Here is an 18,172-nt window from a genome sequence, read left to right as displayed (position 1 = left end):
GCTTTATAAAAAAAGTCCCATTTCTAATGAAATGGGACTTTACTTTTAACATCATATGCTGTTTTATTTTGAATCCTATTTTAGAATAAGATTTGCAACCTATCTTTTCACTTCACTTTCTTTTGAAGTGCCTAAAATATACCTTTCCAATTCGTCAAAATCCGAATAAAAATGTGTTACACCATTTTTTAATAATTCAGATTGGTATTTTTTTATTGTTTCTGCAAAAGAGAAAATGATAATTTTTGATTTATCACTTATACTATTTATTAATTCCACACCAGCTTTAGTTTTATCATTGACTCCTTTTTCATCATTGTTACGACCTATGTCTGTTATTATAAAATCATATCCATTCTTGTTTTTAGAAATATTTGCAATTGCCTCATTATTAGTTTTTACTAAATCTACTTCAATTCCAATAGATTCAAACTTATTTATTGCATCACGGTTATTTTCCGGATGATCGTCAACCCACAGAATTTTTGGTAAGGGTGGAGTATCATCTATAAACTCAATTTCAATGCGATCAAAACATTTTTGTTTTTGATATCCTTGATTCCCCAGGCCTACTGAACGTATTCTTTTTGAATTAATACCATTTTTGAGAAGCCAGAATACTACAGAATCCACCCATTTTTCGGATATTTTCACACCAGCGCTTGAGTAAGAAATGATTGTAGCAGAAAGATTTGGATTTTGTCTTAATTGATCTAAAGTTTTATCAAGATACGTTGCACCATCGGGTGGCAAATTCACTTTTTGATAATCAAAATAAATAATATATTTTATATCGCTAGATTGTGTGGATTTACAAATGGGGATTTCTCCTTTTTTTATCCATACCTCAATTTGATTTTTTTGATTACGATCTACTTTTGCAGAAACAATTTGTTGACCAAAAAAACTCGATGCTATTTTTGCTAATTCATCAGCTGTATTTTTATGACTGTCAAAAAAGTAACGTACTTCACTTTTGTCAGCAGGTTTATTATCTAATTGTGATTCAACATTTTTAAATTGTGAATTGATTAATTTTTGATAAAACAAGTTCATACTATCCTCTAAAACTTTGGAATTATACTGTAGATATATTATTGGATTACTAACTTTCTTATAAAATCTAAAATCGAGTTCGCTCGCAGTATTGATTATACTGTTTTTAGTTTTTAATGGTGCGAATAGTATTTTTTCATCATTCTTTTTTAATTTATTATTTATGAAGTTTTTGTCCATAATGATTTCCTGAAGAGGAAATTTTTTCTTAATCAAATCAAGACAAAGTTTATAAATAAAACTGGAGTCAACTTCACTAGAAAATAACACAGAATTTGGAATTTGACTATCAATATCGTTCTTTGTTTTTAGAGGTAGTTTTTCGAGTATATCTTTATAAATTTCATAGTTTTTACCATAGTAAAGGGCATCAATTCTAGTACAATCCTCAGAGGTGATTTTTAAAGTAATTTCCTGACCCGCTTTTATGGTTTTAGTTATATATTTATCAGTATCAGAGAAAAGCTGAAATACTAATTTATGGTTATACACATTTTGGAAATCTTTTAGCTTAATTGAGTTGCCTTTTGCTGGCAATGCACTCTCAAAAACTACTTTTGTGCCATTTTTTACAATTAGTCTTTGTGGATTAAAGGCATTATAACATTCGTTTTTAGTGAGATTAATTTTCCACGACGAAGTTACTTGGTTTCTTTCTAATCCAACTAACTTTGTTGCTTTTTTGTTCCCTAAGTCATTACTACCAACAAAAATTATTGCTAATAGGGACACCAATGATAACAGGCAAAATGAAATTAGTAACTTTTTTATTCTTTTAGCAATGGACTGTTTGGAAATGGTTTTGGTTTTAGTATTGTAATAATACTCCAGATGATCCAGATTTTTTGTCTCATTAATTTCTAAAGGACTTTTCCAGCATTCATTTGGTTTCATTGGGTTATTCCCCTGCAAGTAAACCTTTAAAGGTAAGTCAATAAATTTTTCCTGCTGATACAATTTTAAAAATTCCTTCTCTACATCTTGGTATTTTAGAAACTCTTTTGGATCAATAGCATACAAAATGAATTTGTTATAGGTGAGCTGAATCTTTCTTTCATTATCCGAAAAAGTATTTGGAAGTATAATCGACTCTTCTTCCAATAAGACAATAATGGTTTTCCTAGCCTTTATCTCAACCAAAATATCAAGCTCTTTTAACAACTCCAATCTAATCTGTGTTGGAAACATACTGTGTTGTACCCATGCTATTCGGCATATCTTAAGTACATTTTCATAAGTAACCATATTTTCGTCTATGGTAGCTCCAATTGTGAGGATGATTTCCCAGGTAATTTTCGGATATACCGCTATGGCACAAATCCATTGAAATAAAGGATTGCTTATAACATTCCCTTCTTTAGTATTTTTGGTGATGTAATCTTTTAATTCTTCAATATTTTCGAAGTCAACATAATTGATACTATAGCTATTAAAATCTTTCGCTCCAATAATTTTCTGATTGTAACTGCCTTTTTGTAATAATGAAAAAATAGAAAGTAAACCAATATCATCTACTGGAACAATATGAAAGAAGGAAGCAAGTATTTTTTCACTAACAGACCAATCATCTGATGGGATTGGTGTTATTAAAACCCGTTGTATCCAATAACTATATTCTTTGGTTACTGGCTTATACACCTCACCAAAATTAGGATCTAAAAAATTGTAACCATCATCAAATACAATAAGTACAGATTCATAAAATTTATCTTTAAGCGTGTTGATATCAATCGTAGCTTCGGGGTCGTTTTTATAAACCTTTAAAGGATCTTTATAATAATAATAAACGTCAAAATCTGCTGGGTAATTTTTTAAATAATTAGATACAAAAATGTGTAGTTTAACCAACGGACTATTAACATTACTTGTATCAATGATAATAAGATAGGATTGTTTTTTGTTTTTATTTTGATATAAAGGAGTTATTAATCCATAGTTTTTGATACTTGCATTGATAGTGCCTGGCAAATTCAGTTTGCTGTCTTCTGTGGCAATTCGTTTTTGAAAGTCCAACCCTAATTGTCGAATAGCTTCCTTTCTTTTGATTAATCTTTCCTTGTTAAAAAAAGAAATATCTATGGGAGGTTTGTTACCTATGAATAAAGGTTCCCTTACATCATTTAGGTATTTTTCTGCTTTTTTGTGGTTTAGTTTTTTGAAGTAATTCCGAATTATATTGGCATACTTTTCATATAAATAAGGGACAAATAAAGTTAGTGTCAAAATTACAAAGAGTAATACTAAGAGTAAAACTAAGGTATAAAAAAATGACGAATAACTTGGTTTTGGATTACTTGGAGGAGTTACATGTACATCTATTTTAAATTCATTACGGTCAATTACAGTAAAAAGTTGGTCACAGCTTTTATTATGATCACATTGCTGGCCCTCTGTCTTACAGCTGATGTGGTGTTCTCCTTTTTCAAATTGCTTAATCAATACACTATCATTTGAAGTCATTTTCTGCCCATCAACCACCCAGACAAACGGCTTGTTTTTTGAAGATTTAGCAACGAATTTTGTGTCCTCACCCTGATATATTTTTTTTGGGATATTAATTTTTGGACAAGGTTCGCAGACCATTATATCGGGATATTTTTTAGGTATTGTATCAAAGTCTCCAAAAGTGACTTGTACCATTTTTTTACCTGGAGTTTTAAATTTATAATTTATGGTGCTGTTGGATATTGTATCTCCCTCAATATACCATTTTACCTTTAAACGGGTAGTATCTGTTGCTTTGCCAAATAAGCGTTCGCAACAACTCTGATGAGTTGCGCTTTTAGGTAAATTCTTAGGGTTATCATAAATTGAAAATTCAATAGGGGTATCTGTTGTAATATGACCGATAGAACGGTTTCCAAAATTCTTTACGTTGTAATCATCTGTCTTTATAATTGGCATAAATAACAAAATAACAATAGCCAAAGCAGAGAAACAACTTAGAGTGATTATGATAATTCTTCTTAGTTTTTCACTTATTATTTTTCCTTCTTCAGCTTTCTGATTGTATATATCGTCAACTTTCTCCTTCAGGATTTGGTGCTTCGTATGTAACTCATTTTTCTTTTTTTGAAGTTCATTTTCAAATAATAAATAAAACTCTCGTTGTTCGTCTTCTGTTCTGCAGATAATAGCTGCCAAATAGAATTTATATTCATCAAATGTTATACTTCCATCCAATAATTGATCTTTGAGTTGAGCTACTACAACATAATCCTCAATATCCACAGAGAATCCTTTCTCTTTAAGAGAGTCCAGTAAACCCTCATAAAGAAAAAAATGGTTATTGAGATTTTTGTTAGCTTCTTCCATTATTCTATACCTGCTTTTCTGCTATTAGTTTATCTGCTTCCATTTTTTTTAGCATTTTTACAGCTTCATGAAAATCTTCATTTTTTTTCAATAGTGCCGATAAAGTCACTTGGTAATCCTGCAAAGGAAGATGTAGTAATTTTTTTCCATGTAAATAATTGATCCATTGGATACATTCGGCAGTGTAAGCTTTTTTTTCTATTGAATTGTTATGGAAAATTTTGTAGAAAATTTCAATTTTGTCATTCAATCCTTCAAATCCATTTAATTCTTCACTATTATCTATCTTTTTGTTTTCTTCAATAGTAAGTTTTCTTCCCAGCAGTTTACTCAGAATTATTTTCTTTAATGGGATAGGTTCAGGAAATTCAATATAGTGAAACAGACACCTTCTCAAAAAAGCGTCTGGCAAATTCTTTTCATCATTACTGGTGAGGAGTATGATCACATTCTTTTTTTCTTCATCATTTAATTCTATAGTTATGATTGGAGAAGTTTCCTTTATGGTAAAAGAAAGATGCTCAATTTCATGCAGTAAATCGTTAGGAAAATCTCTTGGCGCTTTGTCAATTTCATCAATGATTACTAAACTTTTGGGTTTGGCCTCTTTTAGGTCTAATTGAGAATTGGTGGCTATTTTTTTTAATCTAGCTTCCTTAATGTTTTTCAGTCCTTTAGCGCAGACCATTGCCTTCCCTAAAGCTGTAAGGGTTATGAATTCACTAATATCTTTATCACCTGCCTTATCCCGAAAATGAGAAACAGCATCATATACATAGAATAAATCATTGTATACTGACGTAGATTTTGTATTGAACTGAAATACATTGTTAAACTCAGTTTCTTCACCTTTTTCGGCTTTCATTTTATTCGCATTTGTTACATACCAATGCCCAAAATCAGTTTTTCCTGTACCAGGTTTTCCCGCAAGCAATAAAGGACGCATTAATGCCAATGCCATATCCATAGTACTTTCTAAAGCCTTTGATGGCAGATAGTTTTCAATGTCTTTTTCCCGTGTTATTTGTATCGTTTTTACCATGATTTCTAATTATAAAATTCGTTTAATGCATTTTCTATAGGTTTACGCAAATATTCCATTCGGGTAGGGAATCTTTTATCATCAGCCATTAATTCATTTTCAATTTTTTTCATGATATCTGATTGTTTGTCTTCATTTACCATTTCACTCCATTTCTCAAGATCAGAAAGCTGTATTTCATTTAGTATGCTAAATGTTTTTATGCCATAATGTTTTTTCAAAGCCTTAAAGAGTTTGGAATCTTTAACATTATAATCTTGAATTTGGATTAAAAAATAGAGATATGTTTTTGAGTTGTCAGGTTTAACAAAATCAAAAAAACTCAAAAGTTTTAGGAAGCATTTTATATAAATTTCATCATTTGCATCTAATTCCCCAAATGAGAAAGGTATTATCAACCTCTTGATACTGAAATCAGCAAGGCCATCATACAACAAAGACACACCTTCATTAATAGTTGCAAAAGTAGTTTCAGTATCCGTTTTAGGGGAAAATATTCGTCTTACCTCAGAAATGAAATTTGCAAGTAAATCAAGGTCAAAAGATGCATTCTTAAACATTCTTAAATCCATATAGCATGGATTGTTAACTGATAGATATGCTGGTATGTTTTCTACTGTTTCATCGGTACGATAATTAAAGTATTTAGGGACATCGAGTCTTGTTGCACCATAGACAAACATATTGCAATTAGGTGAATTTGCTCTTCTAACCAAAGATTTGAAGGCTCCTATTTCTTCATTTCTGTTTATTATTAGCTTAAGTAATTCTGCCGATGGCTTTACATATTTATCTGTTTTTGCGCTGGTGTTGTTGCCGAAATTGGATTTGATTTCTACAAATAGTTGATAGGCTATCTGTTTTATTTCAAATCTGTTTTTATCATTGTTTTCATATTCCTCTTCCGTCATATCCAGATACGGGAGATTACTCAGATTGATGGATTGTATGCCGCTTAGGCCTTCGTAATTATCACATTTAAATAGTTTGGCATGAAATATTTTCACATCAGTTCTTCTGATTGATTCCGCAAATTCAATATTTTTAATATATTCTGATTTAAGAAATTTGTCGTTTAGCAAAAAGAAAATAACGTTTGAAGAACGTAGTTCTTCCTTGATGCGATCATCCCATTTGTCTCCTCCGTTTAAGAACTCACGGTCAAAGGTAAGCTTGATATTGGTGTCGCCACTTTTTTTCAGTATTTTATCAAAATCAAGTTTAATGAGATCTGGTATTACCTGATTATTATCCGTAACTCCATAGGATATAAATATTTTAATAGTTTCATTCATTGTAAACTTTGTTTGGTTATTCACTATTTTGTTTCAACCTACATTCGAATAATGACAAATAGAAAGTATAGAAATAATTAATTTTTATTTCAAAATCAATAACGAATTATGTATCCATCCAATTTCTTTTTTACTGCTGCCATCAGGATTAACGACGTCTTTTCTTTCATTTACTAAATAGACTTTATACCAGGAGCCATTGGTTTCAATGAGTCCAACTTCATAATCTTTTTTAAGGCTTTTTATTGGTGTATTTTCTTTTGATGGGGTGCTTCTAAAGTTGGTGCCATTTTCTGTAACCTTAAATATTCTGCCAACAAAATCAGTTTTTCCAAAGACAGCCTTTTTGAAATCATCCCAAGGGAATGCAGGACCCGGATCTGGTTTTCGCGCAGGCGAAATATCGTCGTGACCAATAGCAGTAATCAGTTGGTAATGTTTTGTAAGCAAGTCGCTTAATGCATATACAGCATCTAGTTGTGCCTTTGGAAATTGAAACCAAAGATGATTATCAGAATCTGTCCAGAACTTATGCTTATGATCGCCAACATAAATTTTAGAGGCAATAGAAGCAGGGTACGTCTTATAAACAGGCTTCTTGTTTTTGTCTTGTCCAATATGTCTTCTGTAACTTCCGTCAGGTAATTTTTCTAAATAGCCAGGATTAACGATTTCTATGCCTATGGCATGATCATTAAATCCCGATATTTTATCCCAAACACTATATCCTGCATGATTAGCCCTTCTGTTAAAAGGGACTAGTTGAGTAATTGAACCATCTACATCTACAACAATATGTGCTGCAATTCGGTCAGGATTACCCTTGTCTTGTGGCGTCATAAACCAATTAATAGCAGATTCTGCAGTATCACCTGCAGTGTAATGAATAACCAAATATTTTGGAATAATAATATAACGTGCGTTTGGAGAAACCAGTTTTTTTATTTTTTCCGCATCCGTATCTGAAACTAGCCAATCTTTATTTATTTTCATGATAATTCAGTTTTAAAATTAATAATGATTTATTTCATTTTCCCTATTTTATTGTATAATTTATTGAAAGACAATAAGTAAATGTTAGATAATAAAAAACCAAAAAAGATGATGATGATATAAAATATATTTTTCTTTATCCAGCTTTCAATATTTATGTATTTGGCAAACTTATAATATATGGAAAGGACAATCAGGATGACTGCTACACCTACTTCCTGATAAGTAATTTTGAAAATCGGGACAGGAGATTCCCAATTTTTATAGAATATATTTATCAAAAGTATTAATATGACAATACCGAATGCCGCAACAGTATATTGCAATAGTTTAGAAAGGCGCACAATTTTGAAAGGGACATAAGTACTTACTTTAAGTTGATCCATTAATTGCGTTTCTTTTTCAGGGAGTCTACAACTTGATTCAATTTTTTTAAAGTTCCATTGTACTGGTTTATCGCTAAATGTATAATCAACTTCATGAGTAGTTTGTTGGTATCCGCTATACATTAGTGCAAAAGATTCTAATTCATTAAATGAATCCAGATCCGTTCTGACTTCTGAGAGTTGTTGTTGAATTTTTTTCATCAAACCATAATCTAATAGTTCATTGACGTCTTCGATTTCGCTGTCATGAAGGATTTTTCTATTCACATCAGTACAGTTAATCCAACTTACAGGAAGCTGACCTAATCCTTTTTTTAGATGCACTATATAAAGTTGATTAATGCTTTCGCTATACTTTCTGGATTTCAAATCAAGTAATTGTATTTCTCTTAGACGTTCCTGCAGGATAGTGTCTACTCTTAAAAAAAGCGATACTTCATTAGAAACACCTTTATAATTGTTTGCCATTTGGGCACTACCATCACTTATAATAACAGAAGTACATTCTTGTTCTAATATAGAGGCAATACCTTGATTGTCATGAACGCCTCCATCTATTAATTCTAAATCAATATCCTCATACAAATCGCTTAATAATAAAGGTTCAAAAAGAACGGGTACACAAGAAGAAGCCGCGACAGCATATCCTAATCTAAATTTTTTATAAGGTTCAGGGGCATTTTGATAATACATTCTGCGTAATCTTGGTTTTACATCAACAACATCCGAAATGTATGTTGGTGGTTCTCCCATCCAAGTAGCTGTAAATTGCCAGTTATGTCCGGTATTTACAGCTGTGGAATTCAGTATTAATTGAGGAATTTTATTTTTTCTTTTCCAATTATCATTATAGATATTAAAGTTTGAAGCATTTTTAGGATTGATAAGCAAATCATCCATATAAATTGCTTTTACTTTCTTATCAAAATATTTGTTAAATAGTGGCAAATAAAAATACTCTTCATATAATTCACCTAATCGGTAACTTCGGGAGTAATTTTTTGTATAGTACATTTTGACATTCTTAAAGAAATTGGAGAAAACCTGAACTCTTAGATTTTTCTCCACTGCAGCCTGAAACTCAATCTCAATTTCTTTAACAATTTTGACATAAGCGCATTTGTCAATATCTTTATCTTCGTTGGTTTCTAGTAAGTGTTTTAATTTTAAATAATAATAAACTCCAATTATAGAACCTCCAGATACACATGATATTACTTCGATATCTCTTAATTTGTCTTTTTCAGCCAGACTGGCTAAAACACCTATATGAAATAAGGCAGCTCTGAATCCTCCTCCGGATAGTCCAATTCCGAGTTTACCTTCTTTTTTGGATTCAAACTCTGAAGAACTTAAGTTTTCCGTTTCATTCTTTTCTAATGCTAAAAAGCATTCTTTCTGCTTTTTAGCATCTATTTTTTTTGTTTCAAAAGGATCATTTGGTAGCTGATTAAATCTTTTTTCTGTTTCCTGAAATGAGGCAATCTGATAAAGCTGTTGAGCAAATGTTTGTATTTTCCAAGTCTCCTCAATTTTAGAAACATAAAGTTCTATAAAATGTCTAGCTTTATCATATTGTCTTGTTCCAAAATAAGCTTCGGCTATAGTAGCATAAAACCAATTGTCAGGACCAATCGTTTTTACCGAGAGATCGTCGTTTACATAAGTATATATAATTTCTTTCCGTACATTTTGTGAAGTATTGAATTTTTTTATCACTTCATCTGTTACTCCTTCTATTTCCGAAAGTTGTTCCAGACTCTTAACCACAATTAATTCATTTGCATAAGCATAGTTTATAGCGGTATATTCAGAAGAAAGGCGTGAATGATCTTCTTTCCATAACTGATATCCTTTTTTATAATAGGCTCTGGACTTTAATAAATTTCGGAACTGATGGTCAAATTTCCATTTGTATTTATAAATAGCTCCTGCAATTCCCAGTGTTTCACAATCTACTGTAGTATCTAATTTGCAATGCGTTTTTAAAACATTCAAAGCTTTCTCAAATTTAAAATAACCGGATAGAGTAGTGTCTTTATAGATATTTCGGGCTAATTCATGATAAGTTTTTAGCGCTATTGTTTCCCCCTTTTTTTCTATTTCCTCAATCCTTGTTAGAATAATTTCTGTAGCATAACCAAATTGCTCATATTGAATCAGGCCTTCATATAATTCATTAAAAGTTTCCTTGTCAATTTCTTCACCTCTTAAGTAATTTTTAGCTAATCTTATTAAGTCGTGTTTATCTTTTTTCATAATGAATATAAATTGTTTAAGCTTTTTATAAGCGCTTGTTACATTTTATTTTAAAACAGTTTTAACTTTTTGTAATTGAATATGAAATAATAATGAAATACATGAAAATAGTTTTGTGAATTTGCACTGCTAACTTTAAAATTGTTGCCAAATCTATTTCAAAAAAAAAATTTAAGAATTATTTCATTTTGAAGACGAATTATAATTTTCCTTTTTTGCACTATCTATCCATTCATTGTTCTCACTTGCAAAAATTTCTTCTATTTTTCTTACAAAATTGAAAAATTCTTCTTCTTTGTATTTATCTGGAATAGTCAAAAATTTAAACTTTTCTTGTTTAATTTTCTCTGCAGTTTTTCTATATAAAACCCATTTTTCTTTAAAATTACCTATTCCCTGCAAACCAGTTAAAATAATTATAAATGCTCCAATTAATGAAATCTGTAAGTCTATATTCAATGACAAACTTACTCTTGTTAAAATCGGGAGATATGCTCCAAGAAATATCTGAAATGTCATAATTGTTAGATATAATAATCTATTACGACTACTTGCTATAGAATAGTATCGAATTTGGTCATCTACTCTTTGTATTATATAATTTTCTATTTCCATGTTTGGTAATTTTGATGATAATTTGGATTCTTTTTTTTCGATTATAGTATCTATATCTTCTATAGTCAATCCCGTTTTTACTTTACTCCAATCAAAGTCATTGTTGATTAAGAGCGCAATTTTTTCATAACTATAACCAATACTATTTTCTGATGTACCCTCTTCAATAACTGGAAGACGATCTCCAAAACTCCAATAAGGAATGTAAGGGACTTTTAATAAATCAATTGCTGATTTTATTGAAATATCCTTTGGAAGCCAATCATTGTATAATGTATTTAATTTTTCTTCAAATACATTTTTCCATCGTTGTGAAGATTCAAATTCTGTTCTGCTTTCATCTCTTGAGGGAATTGGAATAGCTACAAGGAAACTCCTGTCGTAAGGCATTTTATTTCTTGATTCTTTGGCCCTTTTAATTACGTCAATGCAACCATTTAAACTGGCATCGTTTGTTGTGAATAGAAATGCGATAATATCAGGTAGATAAATAGTACATATCCCGCCAATATCTGAAATTCCAGTTCGACTATCAATTAAAACATAATCATAGTTTTGTATCCATTCATTTCTCATTATTTCTAACTCTTCACCGAGGTTACATTCTTCAAATAAGAAGTCCCAATTTAAGTTTTGCAAATTAGTGGCGTAACTTTTATCGTCTTTTCCAGCAGAAATAATATCGCATTTGATTTTATTTCTTGTTGAAGTTGCTGATATTATACAATCTTGCCAAGAAATTTTATTATTTTTTTTTGAAAAAGAGGTAAGTATATCAACTACACCAAAGCAATCTGTTCTATCTTTTGAAAAAACAAAATCTGCTGAAGTAAAATATTTTTCAACTCCTGGAGCTTCTAAATCGAAATCAATTATTAAAATTTTCTTCCCCCATTTTGAAAGCAATGTTGCTACATTAGATAATGCCATTGTTCTACCAACTCCTCCTTTGAAGGAGTAGAAAGTTATTACCTTGCCTATATTGTTTATTATTATGCTATTCATGCTTACAACTTATATCTGTTTGCTTGTGGTGGATTTGGATTTTCATCATCAATCTCAATAATTGGAAAGTTGTCATTGAAATCTGGCACTGCTTGGATAGCTACTGCAAGTGTCTTGCATAAATCTTTTATTGTGTCCTCTAATTCCATTGCTTTTTGAGTTTCCCAAAAAGCATTGTTTGTGTTGCTATAATTTGTAACATCAGTACACTGTCTTAGTTTTGCTTGTGCGGGATAGTGCTCTCCATCATGAAAACGAATAGGAAGGATTATTTGATGGGTGGAGTTATTTAAATAGGTTGTTCTTTCTTCAAAACTTAGCCATTCAGATAAACACCACTTTGACCTGAAATATTCAGGTGTCCAAATGCAAAGTAAACATTTTGACGTTTTAACACCATTCTTCAGTGTATTTGGCCAAATGTTTCCCGTTTCAATAGTGTCCTTATCAAAAAAAATTTTGGGTTTATTGCCTCCTAATTCCTGAGTTAACCAGTATTTTAGCTTTTCCTCAAACTTTATTACCCAAGTATTAGTTACATGATGATTCTTGTAACTAATAAATACGTCATATTGATATGCCATGATTAAAAATTAAAAATTATTCAAAATAAAATTTTAAAATACTTTTGATGTAACTTATCCAATTTTATAGAGCATTTCTCTGTTTTCTGAATTACTCGTTCCTAAGAGACTCTCTAAAATCATTTTCTATAATTGGAAAATTGTATCATAAGTATTTTTATCGGAAATTTATTATCAGTAACCATTATCAAAAAAACTTCAGCAACTGTATCCGTTTTCCATTAATTATTTGGGTCGGCAGAATGCCAAGTATTTTTTGAACTTTATCATCATATTCATTTACCTTAATTCTATCACCTTCTGTACCTATAAACAGGCTTTTTGAACCAGCATTAATGCCTGCATAAAAACCGTCTTCTGTTATTTCCTGAGTTTCTAAATCTCAGGTAATCGATATTTTGGTGAATAATTAAGAAAAATGAATAAAAGGCGTTTAGAATTTTCTTTTTTGGAGTTATAGGGCGTATATGAAAAATTAACAACGATATAAATAACTGTCTAGTAGTTAGTTGTTTGATTTTTTGTTAAATCAAATTTATCAATATATAAAATATTAACAAAGAGTATTTATACTTGTTTTTTTAGTTGGAATAGGAATTCGGTTAATATTTTTCCAAAACAAACCAATTTTAAAGAAATTGAAGCGTTACTTAATTTTAACAAGGATTTAAAAACATTAGATCAGTTGATGGCAATTTCTTCTTCTAAATTTGTAAATTTAAAAAAATCAAACAGTGAGCTTAATTCAATCGGTTTTTTTATGGTCGAAATCTGGTTTTCAGCAAAAAGAGCTACAATTTATTTTCAGATTAGATAATATAAAATTGTACCTATGATTCAAATTAATATTATATCATAAAACATAATGAAACATTATTTAATATTTAGCGGGCACTTAATAGATAGACCAGATCGGGTGCAAAAGAGATTTCCGCAGGAAAATGAGGAAATTATAAGATTGAAAATAAAAAAATGTGTATCTGAAATTAAGAACAACACTAATGCAGAGCTTTACGGTATCGCTGGTGGAGCTTGTGGTGGCGATATTTTATTTCATGAAATATGTGACGAACTTCAAATTCCTACCATAATTTATTTGGCATTGCCTCCAAATGAATTCAAAAAAGAATCGGTTTCTTTTGCCGGTAAAAATTGGGATACAAGATTTGATGACTTGCTAAAAAGAAAGCAGTATAAAATACTTTCGCAAACAGATAATAATCAGCAAAACTCCCTATGGGAAAATACAAATGTTTGGATGCTAAATGATGCACTAAAAAAGGGTGGTGAGCATGTAACTCTTATTGCCTTATGGAATAATAAAGAGGGGGATAACAAAGGCGGAACAAAGCATATGATTGATATTGCTGAAAAAGCAGGCGTAAAAAGAGAAATTATTGATAGTAATTAATATAAAGTTGTTTATTAATTTGTTATTAAAACTGTTCAAAGATACAGTTAGCAGCCGCAAAAGCTTTCGGAACTAACATAAAATATAGCATACAATAAAGAGAGTAGGGTGGCAGAGAGTAACCATTATGCACGTTGCAGAACTAACAGTTTACAATTAATCTTTATATTTGATTTATTAAATTAACAAAATGAGCGAAAAAACGAAACCGTTTGCCTTAATAACTGGCGCCAGCAAAGGTATAGGAAAATCTATTGCTTATGAATTGGCAAAACAAGGTTATTCACTATTGCTTGTGGCAAGAAGTGAAGAGGAATTAATAGCACTTTCTGATGATCTTCAGGCTAAATATGGCATTAATACAGCCATTTTACCGATTGATCTTTCGATAAATAATGCATCGCAAAAAGTAACCAATTGGATAAAAGAGAATAATTATCCCGTTGGTATTTTGGTTAATAATGCCGGTTATGGTGTTTGGGGCGATTTTAGTGAGTCTCTTTTAACCGATCAGATTGGTATGATGCAACTTAACATGAATGTGGTCGTAGAACTTTCGCATTTATTAGTACCGATACTTTCGCAACAAAAAGAAGCCTATATTTTAAATATATCAAGTACGGCTGCTTACCAGGCTGTGCCTACGCTGGCTGTTTATTCGGCTACAAAGGCTTTTGTTTTATCGTTTACGCGTGCTTTGCGTTTTGAACTTGCCAAAACTTCCATTTCAGTAACTTGTTTTAGTCCGGGTCCGGTTGATACAGGTTTTGCTTCGAGAGCTGGTTTAGACGCTTTTAGCAAAATGGCCGAAAAGTTTAATATGCAACCTGATGAAGTTGCAAAAATTGCCGTAAAAGCCATGTTCAGCAAAAAATCAGAAGTTATTCCGGGTTTTACAAATATCATTTCGGTTTATGCCAATCGTATACTACCAAAGGGTTTTATCGAAAAAACTGCAGCCGGAATTTATAAAATTTAAATTTTTTCGAAAAAAAATAAAAAAAATATTCTTTGCAAAAGAAAAATTATATTATGTTTGTATTAAATTCTATTAATTCTATAGAGTATGTCAAATAAAAGTAAAAATATGTTTAATTTTCCTAAAGGTCGAATGCACACAAACATGCTAATGTATTGTTGTTGCTGTAGTTGCAGTCTTTTAGATAAAATTCAAACAATTATTCTTTCATTTAATAAATCTATATTATCATGGTATCTACTTATAAAACCTTTACCCTTACTGAGCAATTAACTAACGAGCAAATTGCCTTTTTTAACGAACATGGTTTCATCCATTTCAAAAAATTTATAAATCCCGAAACAGTTTCATCCATCATTGATGCCTCAAAACAAGTAGAGCAAAATTGGATTGAAAATGATCTTCAAAAAGTAAACGGTGTTCCAATTAAATACGGAAAAGATCTGGACGGATCTCCAATTGTACAGCGTTTTGCTTTTATAAACCAACATCATCAAACCTTAAGCGGTCTTTTACTTGATCCAAGATTTGATGGTTTATTACCATTGGCAGGCGATGGCGCAAGATTAGGAACCGAAGAAAAAGACGGAATGGTTTTCAATCATTATATCAATGGTCCGGAAAGTAAGTTTACCAAAATGGGCTGGCATACAGATGGTTTGAGAGATATTTTTTATGGTGCAAAATTAAATCCAATGCTAAATGTGGGTATTCATTTAAGCACTTTAAAACCTGAAAACGGAGGTCTTAAAATCATTCCCGGTACTCATAAGCAAGGTATTTATCAAATGCTTTTTCGCAAAAAATACTTTTTGGATCATCAAGCCGATCCGGAGGAAGTTTCTATTAATCCGGAAGCCGGAGATTTAACAATTCACGATGGACGTTTGTGGCACAGAGTTGCAGAATCATCTATTCGTGGCGAAGAGAGTAGAAGGAGGGTTATTTATATTCCGATTATAGCCGGAAAATATGCTCCTAAAAACGAGAATAGCCCAACGGTTTTCTATCAACGCTTTGCAGGTATTGTTAAATAATTATGCTGATTGTTATCGCATTTAGTTATCTGGTTAGATCAGGTAAGCTAAAAAGTACCACCGATTTTTTTAAAAATACGCAAAGAAAAGTAAAACTAAAAATTATAAAACTAGAATTGGCTATAGTATCAGGCTTTCAAATATTGAGCTAGTAATGGGAAAAGAAACACAAGTTGAAAATCATAGTGCAATTGCACAAAGAACATTTTCTGACCGTAAGCGAACTAATATTTTTAAAAAAGCAGAACAGTTTACGATTGTATTTTTGCTGCCAAAGGTACCTGGATTCATTTCGCCAAACTTGCTCACTTTAATAGGGACGCTTGGTTCGGGTTTGATTTTTTTGGCTTTTGTTTTAAGTACTTATGTAACAAATTGGTATTTGCTTTTGGGTATTATCGGTTTGGTTATAAATTGGTTAGGCGATTCTCTGGATGGAAGATTGGCTTATTATAGAAATATTCCGCGTCGTTGGTATGGTTTTGCACTCGATATTATTGCCGATTGGATTGGTATTGTACTTATAGGTTTTGGCTACTACATTTATGCTGAAAATGGCACACAAATAGTAGCCTTTGCTTTTGTCGCATTGTATGGTTGGTCTATTATAATCAGTCAGTTACGCTACAAAATCACAAATGAGTACAGTATAGATTCCGGCTTTGTTGGTCCAACAGAACTGAGATTTATTATTGCTTTAATTTTAATTATCGAAGTTTTATTTCTCGGCTCAATTACATATTTGGCTGTCTTAATCACTATTATCTTATTTATAATCAATACTATTGATAGCTTAAAACTTTTAAAGCTTGGAGATCTAAGAGATAAAAACCAAAACTGAAATGTTCCGGAAAAAATCTATTTTGACTTTTCTGCAAGCGCAAGTTGCGGCATTTGTAGGTGGCATTACCGATTATGGCTTAATGATCTTATTGACAGAAGTATTTAAATTGCATTTTACCTTTTCTATTTTAATCTCCGGAACCATTGGCGCAATTATCAATTTTAGCATCAATAGATTTTGGGTTTTCAAAAGTCAATCTGGTTACAGCAGTCGCATCAATAGTCAGCTTTTTAAATTTGCTTTAGTTGTATTAGGAAGCATTTCCTTAAAATCATTTGGTACGCTTATTTTGCAAAAATCATTTCAAATCGATTATAGAATCGGAAGATTACTCACAGACAGTTTTGTTTCTTATGGTTTTAATTATCCACTAATCAAATATTGGGTTTTTAAGGCAAACGAAAAACAGAATAAAATCGAATCAAATTAATCTGTTGGGCGTACACAACATTGTCATTTCGACGAAGGAGAAATCACACCCGATGATCGACAAAGATTGGCGATTTTGATTGCGTCCCGAAGCTTCGGGATAGTGTGATTTGCTTCGCCTGTTCGCTATCGCTCGAGTCTCCTTCGTCGAAATGACAAACCTTTGTGATTTTGCGAGAGATTTATTCGGCATAACATTATTGATTTTTTCTTAGGTTAATGACATCGTGCTTAGGGACTATGTGGTAAAATAAATACACCCAATACTTCATATAAAAATTTCATCATGAATAAAATAAAAAATAAATATTTTACAAAATCACTAATCGTTATAACGATCTTAGTAAATATAATTTCTGGAAGTGTAATGGCACAATCCAAAAATCCATCGCCATTAAATTTTCCAACGCCTAAGAATATAGACAATATGTTGTTTTATATTCAGCGTGACCCAAATATAAACACTGCTATTTATGCCATAAACTATCAGGAAAATGGAAAAATAAACAAAAGCAATCCTATAAAAGCCTATTGGATTCGATATGCCGAGAACGGAGAAAAAAAAGATTTAAATTATATGCAACGCAAATTTGCATACGGAATAGAAAGTAAAACGGTAAATAATGAGGAATTTGAGCTTCAGTTTGTATCCTATAAAAAGTTGCCTTTAACCTTGAAAAAGATAGATTCAGATCAAAAATATCATGTTTTTGTAAGTGTAAATCAGAAGAGAATTCAGGTAGAAAAAATATTTGTACGTATTGAAGGAGGTTCTTTTTGGTTACCAAATGTAAAGTATGCCGAAGTTACAGGAGTTGAGACTTCCTCAAATAAATTAATTACGGAAAGAATGTTATTGAAATAAAATAGCTAAATATACTTTGATGAATCAAAGATTAACACAAACTTATTCGAAGTCTCC

Annotated in this window: 13 protein-coding genes; 6 read left to right on the top strand and 7 right to left on the bottom strand. The window is 31.1% G+C overall.

Translation table 11 applies throughout. The features are described from left to right. Positions 1-99: 99 nt before the first annotated feature. From C8C83_RS23770 to C8C83_RS23740, 7 genes are all read right to left on the bottom strand, one after another. Positions 100-4,371 (bottom strand): hypothetical protein, encoded by a 4,272-nt coding sequence (locus tag C8C83_RS23770; protein ID WP_121331018.1) that lies wholly within the window; start codon positions 4,369-4,371, stop codon positions 100-102. A 4-nt stretch (positions 4,372-4,375) separates the two neighbouring features. Further along, positions 4,376-5,413: a MoxR family ATPase gene (locus C8C83_RS23765; RefSeq protein ID WP_121331017.1), complete on the bottom strand. Its 1,038-nt coding sequence runs from the start codon at positions 5,411-5,413 to the stop codon at positions 4,376-4,378. Between the two features lie 5 nt (positions 5,414-5,418). Continuing rightward, positions 5,419-6,708: a toll/interleukin-1 receptor domain-containing protein gene (locus tag C8C83_RS23760; RefSeq protein ID WP_121331016.1), complete on the bottom strand. Its 1,290-nt coding sequence runs from the start codon at positions 6,706-6,708 to the stop codon at positions 5,419-5,421. Between the two features lie 84 nt (positions 6,709-6,792). Further along, on the bottom strand, positions 6,793-7,701 hold the full coding sequence (locus tag C8C83_RS23755; RefSeq protein ID WP_121331015.1) for an N-acetylmuramoyl-L-alanine amidase: 909 nt from the start codon (positions 7,699-7,701) through the stop codon (positions 6,793-6,795). 29 nt (positions 7,702-7,730) lie between these two features. Continuing rightward, complete coding sequence (locus C8C83_RS23750; protein WP_121331014.1) at positions 7,731-10,346, bottom strand: patatin-like phospholipase family protein; 2,616 nt, start codon at positions 10,344-10,346, stop codon at positions 7,731-7,733. 183 nt (positions 10,347-10,529) lie between these two features. After that, positions 10,530-11,966, bottom strand: a complete 1,437-nt coding sequence (locus C8C83_RS23745) for a DUF4231 domain-containing protein (protein ID WP_121331013.1) — start codon at positions 11,964-11,966, stop codon at positions 10,530-10,532. Positions 11,967-11,968: 2 nt separating this feature from the next. Further along, entirely contained in the window at positions 11,969-12,550 is a 582-nt protein-coding gene (locus tag C8C83_RS23740) for a toll/interleukin-1 receptor domain-containing protein (RefSeq protein WP_121331012.1), read from the bottom strand. 865 nt (positions 12,551-13,415) lie between these two features. Here C8C83_RS23740 and C8C83_RS23735 point away from each other — a divergent pair. From C8C83_RS23735 to C8C83_RS23710, 6 genes are all read left to right on the top strand, one after another. Continuing rightward, on the top strand, positions 13,416-13,961 hold the full coding sequence (locus tag C8C83_RS23735; protein WP_121331011.1) for a hypothetical protein: 546 nt from the start codon (positions 13,416-13,418) through the stop codon (positions 13,959-13,961). Between the two features lie 190 nt (positions 13,962-14,151). Beyond that, complete coding sequence (locus C8C83_RS23730; RefSeq protein ID WP_121331010.1) at positions 14,152-14,940, top strand: SDR family oxidoreductase; 789 nt, start codon at positions 14,152-14,154, stop codon at positions 14,938-14,940. 230 nt (positions 14,941-15,170) lie between these two features. Continuing rightward, positions 15,171-15,977, top strand: coding sequence for a phytanoyl-CoA dioxygenase family protein (locus C8C83_RS23725; protein ID WP_121331009.1), 807 nt, complete (start codon positions 15,171-15,173; stop codon positions 15,975-15,977). A 154-nt stretch (positions 15,978-16,131) separates the two neighbouring features. Continuing rightward, positions 16,132-16,818: a CDP-alcohol phosphatidyltransferase family protein gene (locus C8C83_RS23720; RefSeq protein WP_121331008.1), complete on the top strand. Its 687-nt coding sequence runs from the start codon at positions 16,132-16,134 to the stop codon at positions 16,816-16,818. 1 nt (position 16,819) lies between these two features. Then, positions 16,820-17,251 carry a GtrA family protein gene (locus C8C83_RS23715; protein WP_121331007.1) on the top strand — a complete coding sequence of 144 codons (432 nt, stop codon included), beginning with the start codon at positions 16,820-16,822 and terminating at the stop codon, positions 17,249-17,251. A gap of 285 nt (positions 17,252-17,536) precedes the next feature. Then, complete coding sequence (locus C8C83_RS23710) at positions 17,537-18,115, top strand: DUF4833 domain-containing protein (RefSeq protein WP_121331006.1); 579 nt, start codon at positions 17,537-17,539, stop codon at positions 18,113-18,115. Positions 18,116-18,172: the final 57 nt, after the last annotated feature.

The organism is Flavobacterium sp. 90 (genome assembly GCF_004339525.1).
Lineage (GTDB): Bacteria > Bacteroidota > Bacteroidia > Flavobacteriales > Flavobacteriaceae > Flavobacterium.
Note: the sequence above shows the minus strand (reverse complement) of the source record. Positions and strands in the feature narration are given on the sequence as shown.

What these genes read in the sequence shown, in the direction of transcription:
- C8C83_RS23765 (WP_121331017.1), bottom strand. Translation starts at nt 5,413, where the DNA reads ATGGTAAAAACGATACAAATAACACGGGAAAAAGACATTGAAAACTAT.
- C8C83_RS23755 (WP_121331015.1), bottom strand. Translation starts at nt 7,701, where the DNA reads ATGAAAATAAATAAAGATTGGCTAGTTTCAGATACGGATGCGGAAAAA.
- C8C83_RS23770 (WP_121331018.1), bottom strand. Translation starts at nt 4,371, where the DNA reads ATGGAAGAAGCTAACAAAAATCTCAATAACCATTTTTTTCTTTATGAG.
- C8C83_RS23720 (WP_121331008.1), top strand. Translation starts at nt 16,132, where the DNA reads ATGGGAAAAGAAACACAAGTTGAAAATCATAGTGCAATTGCACAAAGA.
- C8C83_RS23715 (WP_121331007.1), top strand. Translation starts at nt 16,820, where the DNA reads ATGTTCCGGAAAAAATCTATTTTGACTTTTCTGCAAGCGCAAGTTGCG.
- C8C83_RS23735 (WP_121331011.1), top strand. Translation starts at nt 13,416, where the DNA reads ATGAAACATTATTTAATATTTAGCGGGCACTTAATAGATAGACCAGAT.
- C8C83_RS23710 (WP_121331006.1), top strand. Translation starts at nt 17,537, where the DNA reads ATGAATAAAATAAAAAATAAATATTTTACAAAATCACTAATCGTTATA.
- C8C83_RS23730 (WP_121331010.1), top strand. Translation starts at nt 14,152, where the DNA reads ATGAGCGAAAAAACGAAACCGTTTGCCTTAATAACTGGCGCCAGCAAA.
- C8C83_RS23750 (WP_121331014.1), bottom strand. Translation starts at nt 10,346, where the DNA reads ATGAAAAAAGATAAACACGACTTAATAAGATTAGCTAAAAATTACTTA.
- C8C83_RS23725 (WP_121331009.1), top strand. Translation starts at nt 15,171, where the DNA reads ATGGTATCTACTTATAAAACCTTTACCCTTACTGAGCAATTAACTAAC.
- C8C83_RS23760 (WP_121331016.1), bottom strand. Translation starts at nt 6,708, where the DNA reads ATGAATGAAACTATTAAAATATTTATATCCTATGGAGTTACGGATAAT.
- C8C83_RS23745 (WP_121331013.1), bottom strand. Translation starts at nt 11,966, where the DNA reads ATGAATAGCATAATAATAAACAATATAGGCAAGGTAATAACTTTCTAC.
- C8C83_RS23740 (WP_121331012.1), bottom strand. Translation starts at nt 12,550, where the DNA reads ATGGCATATCAATATGACGTATTTATTAGTTACAAGAATCATCATGTA.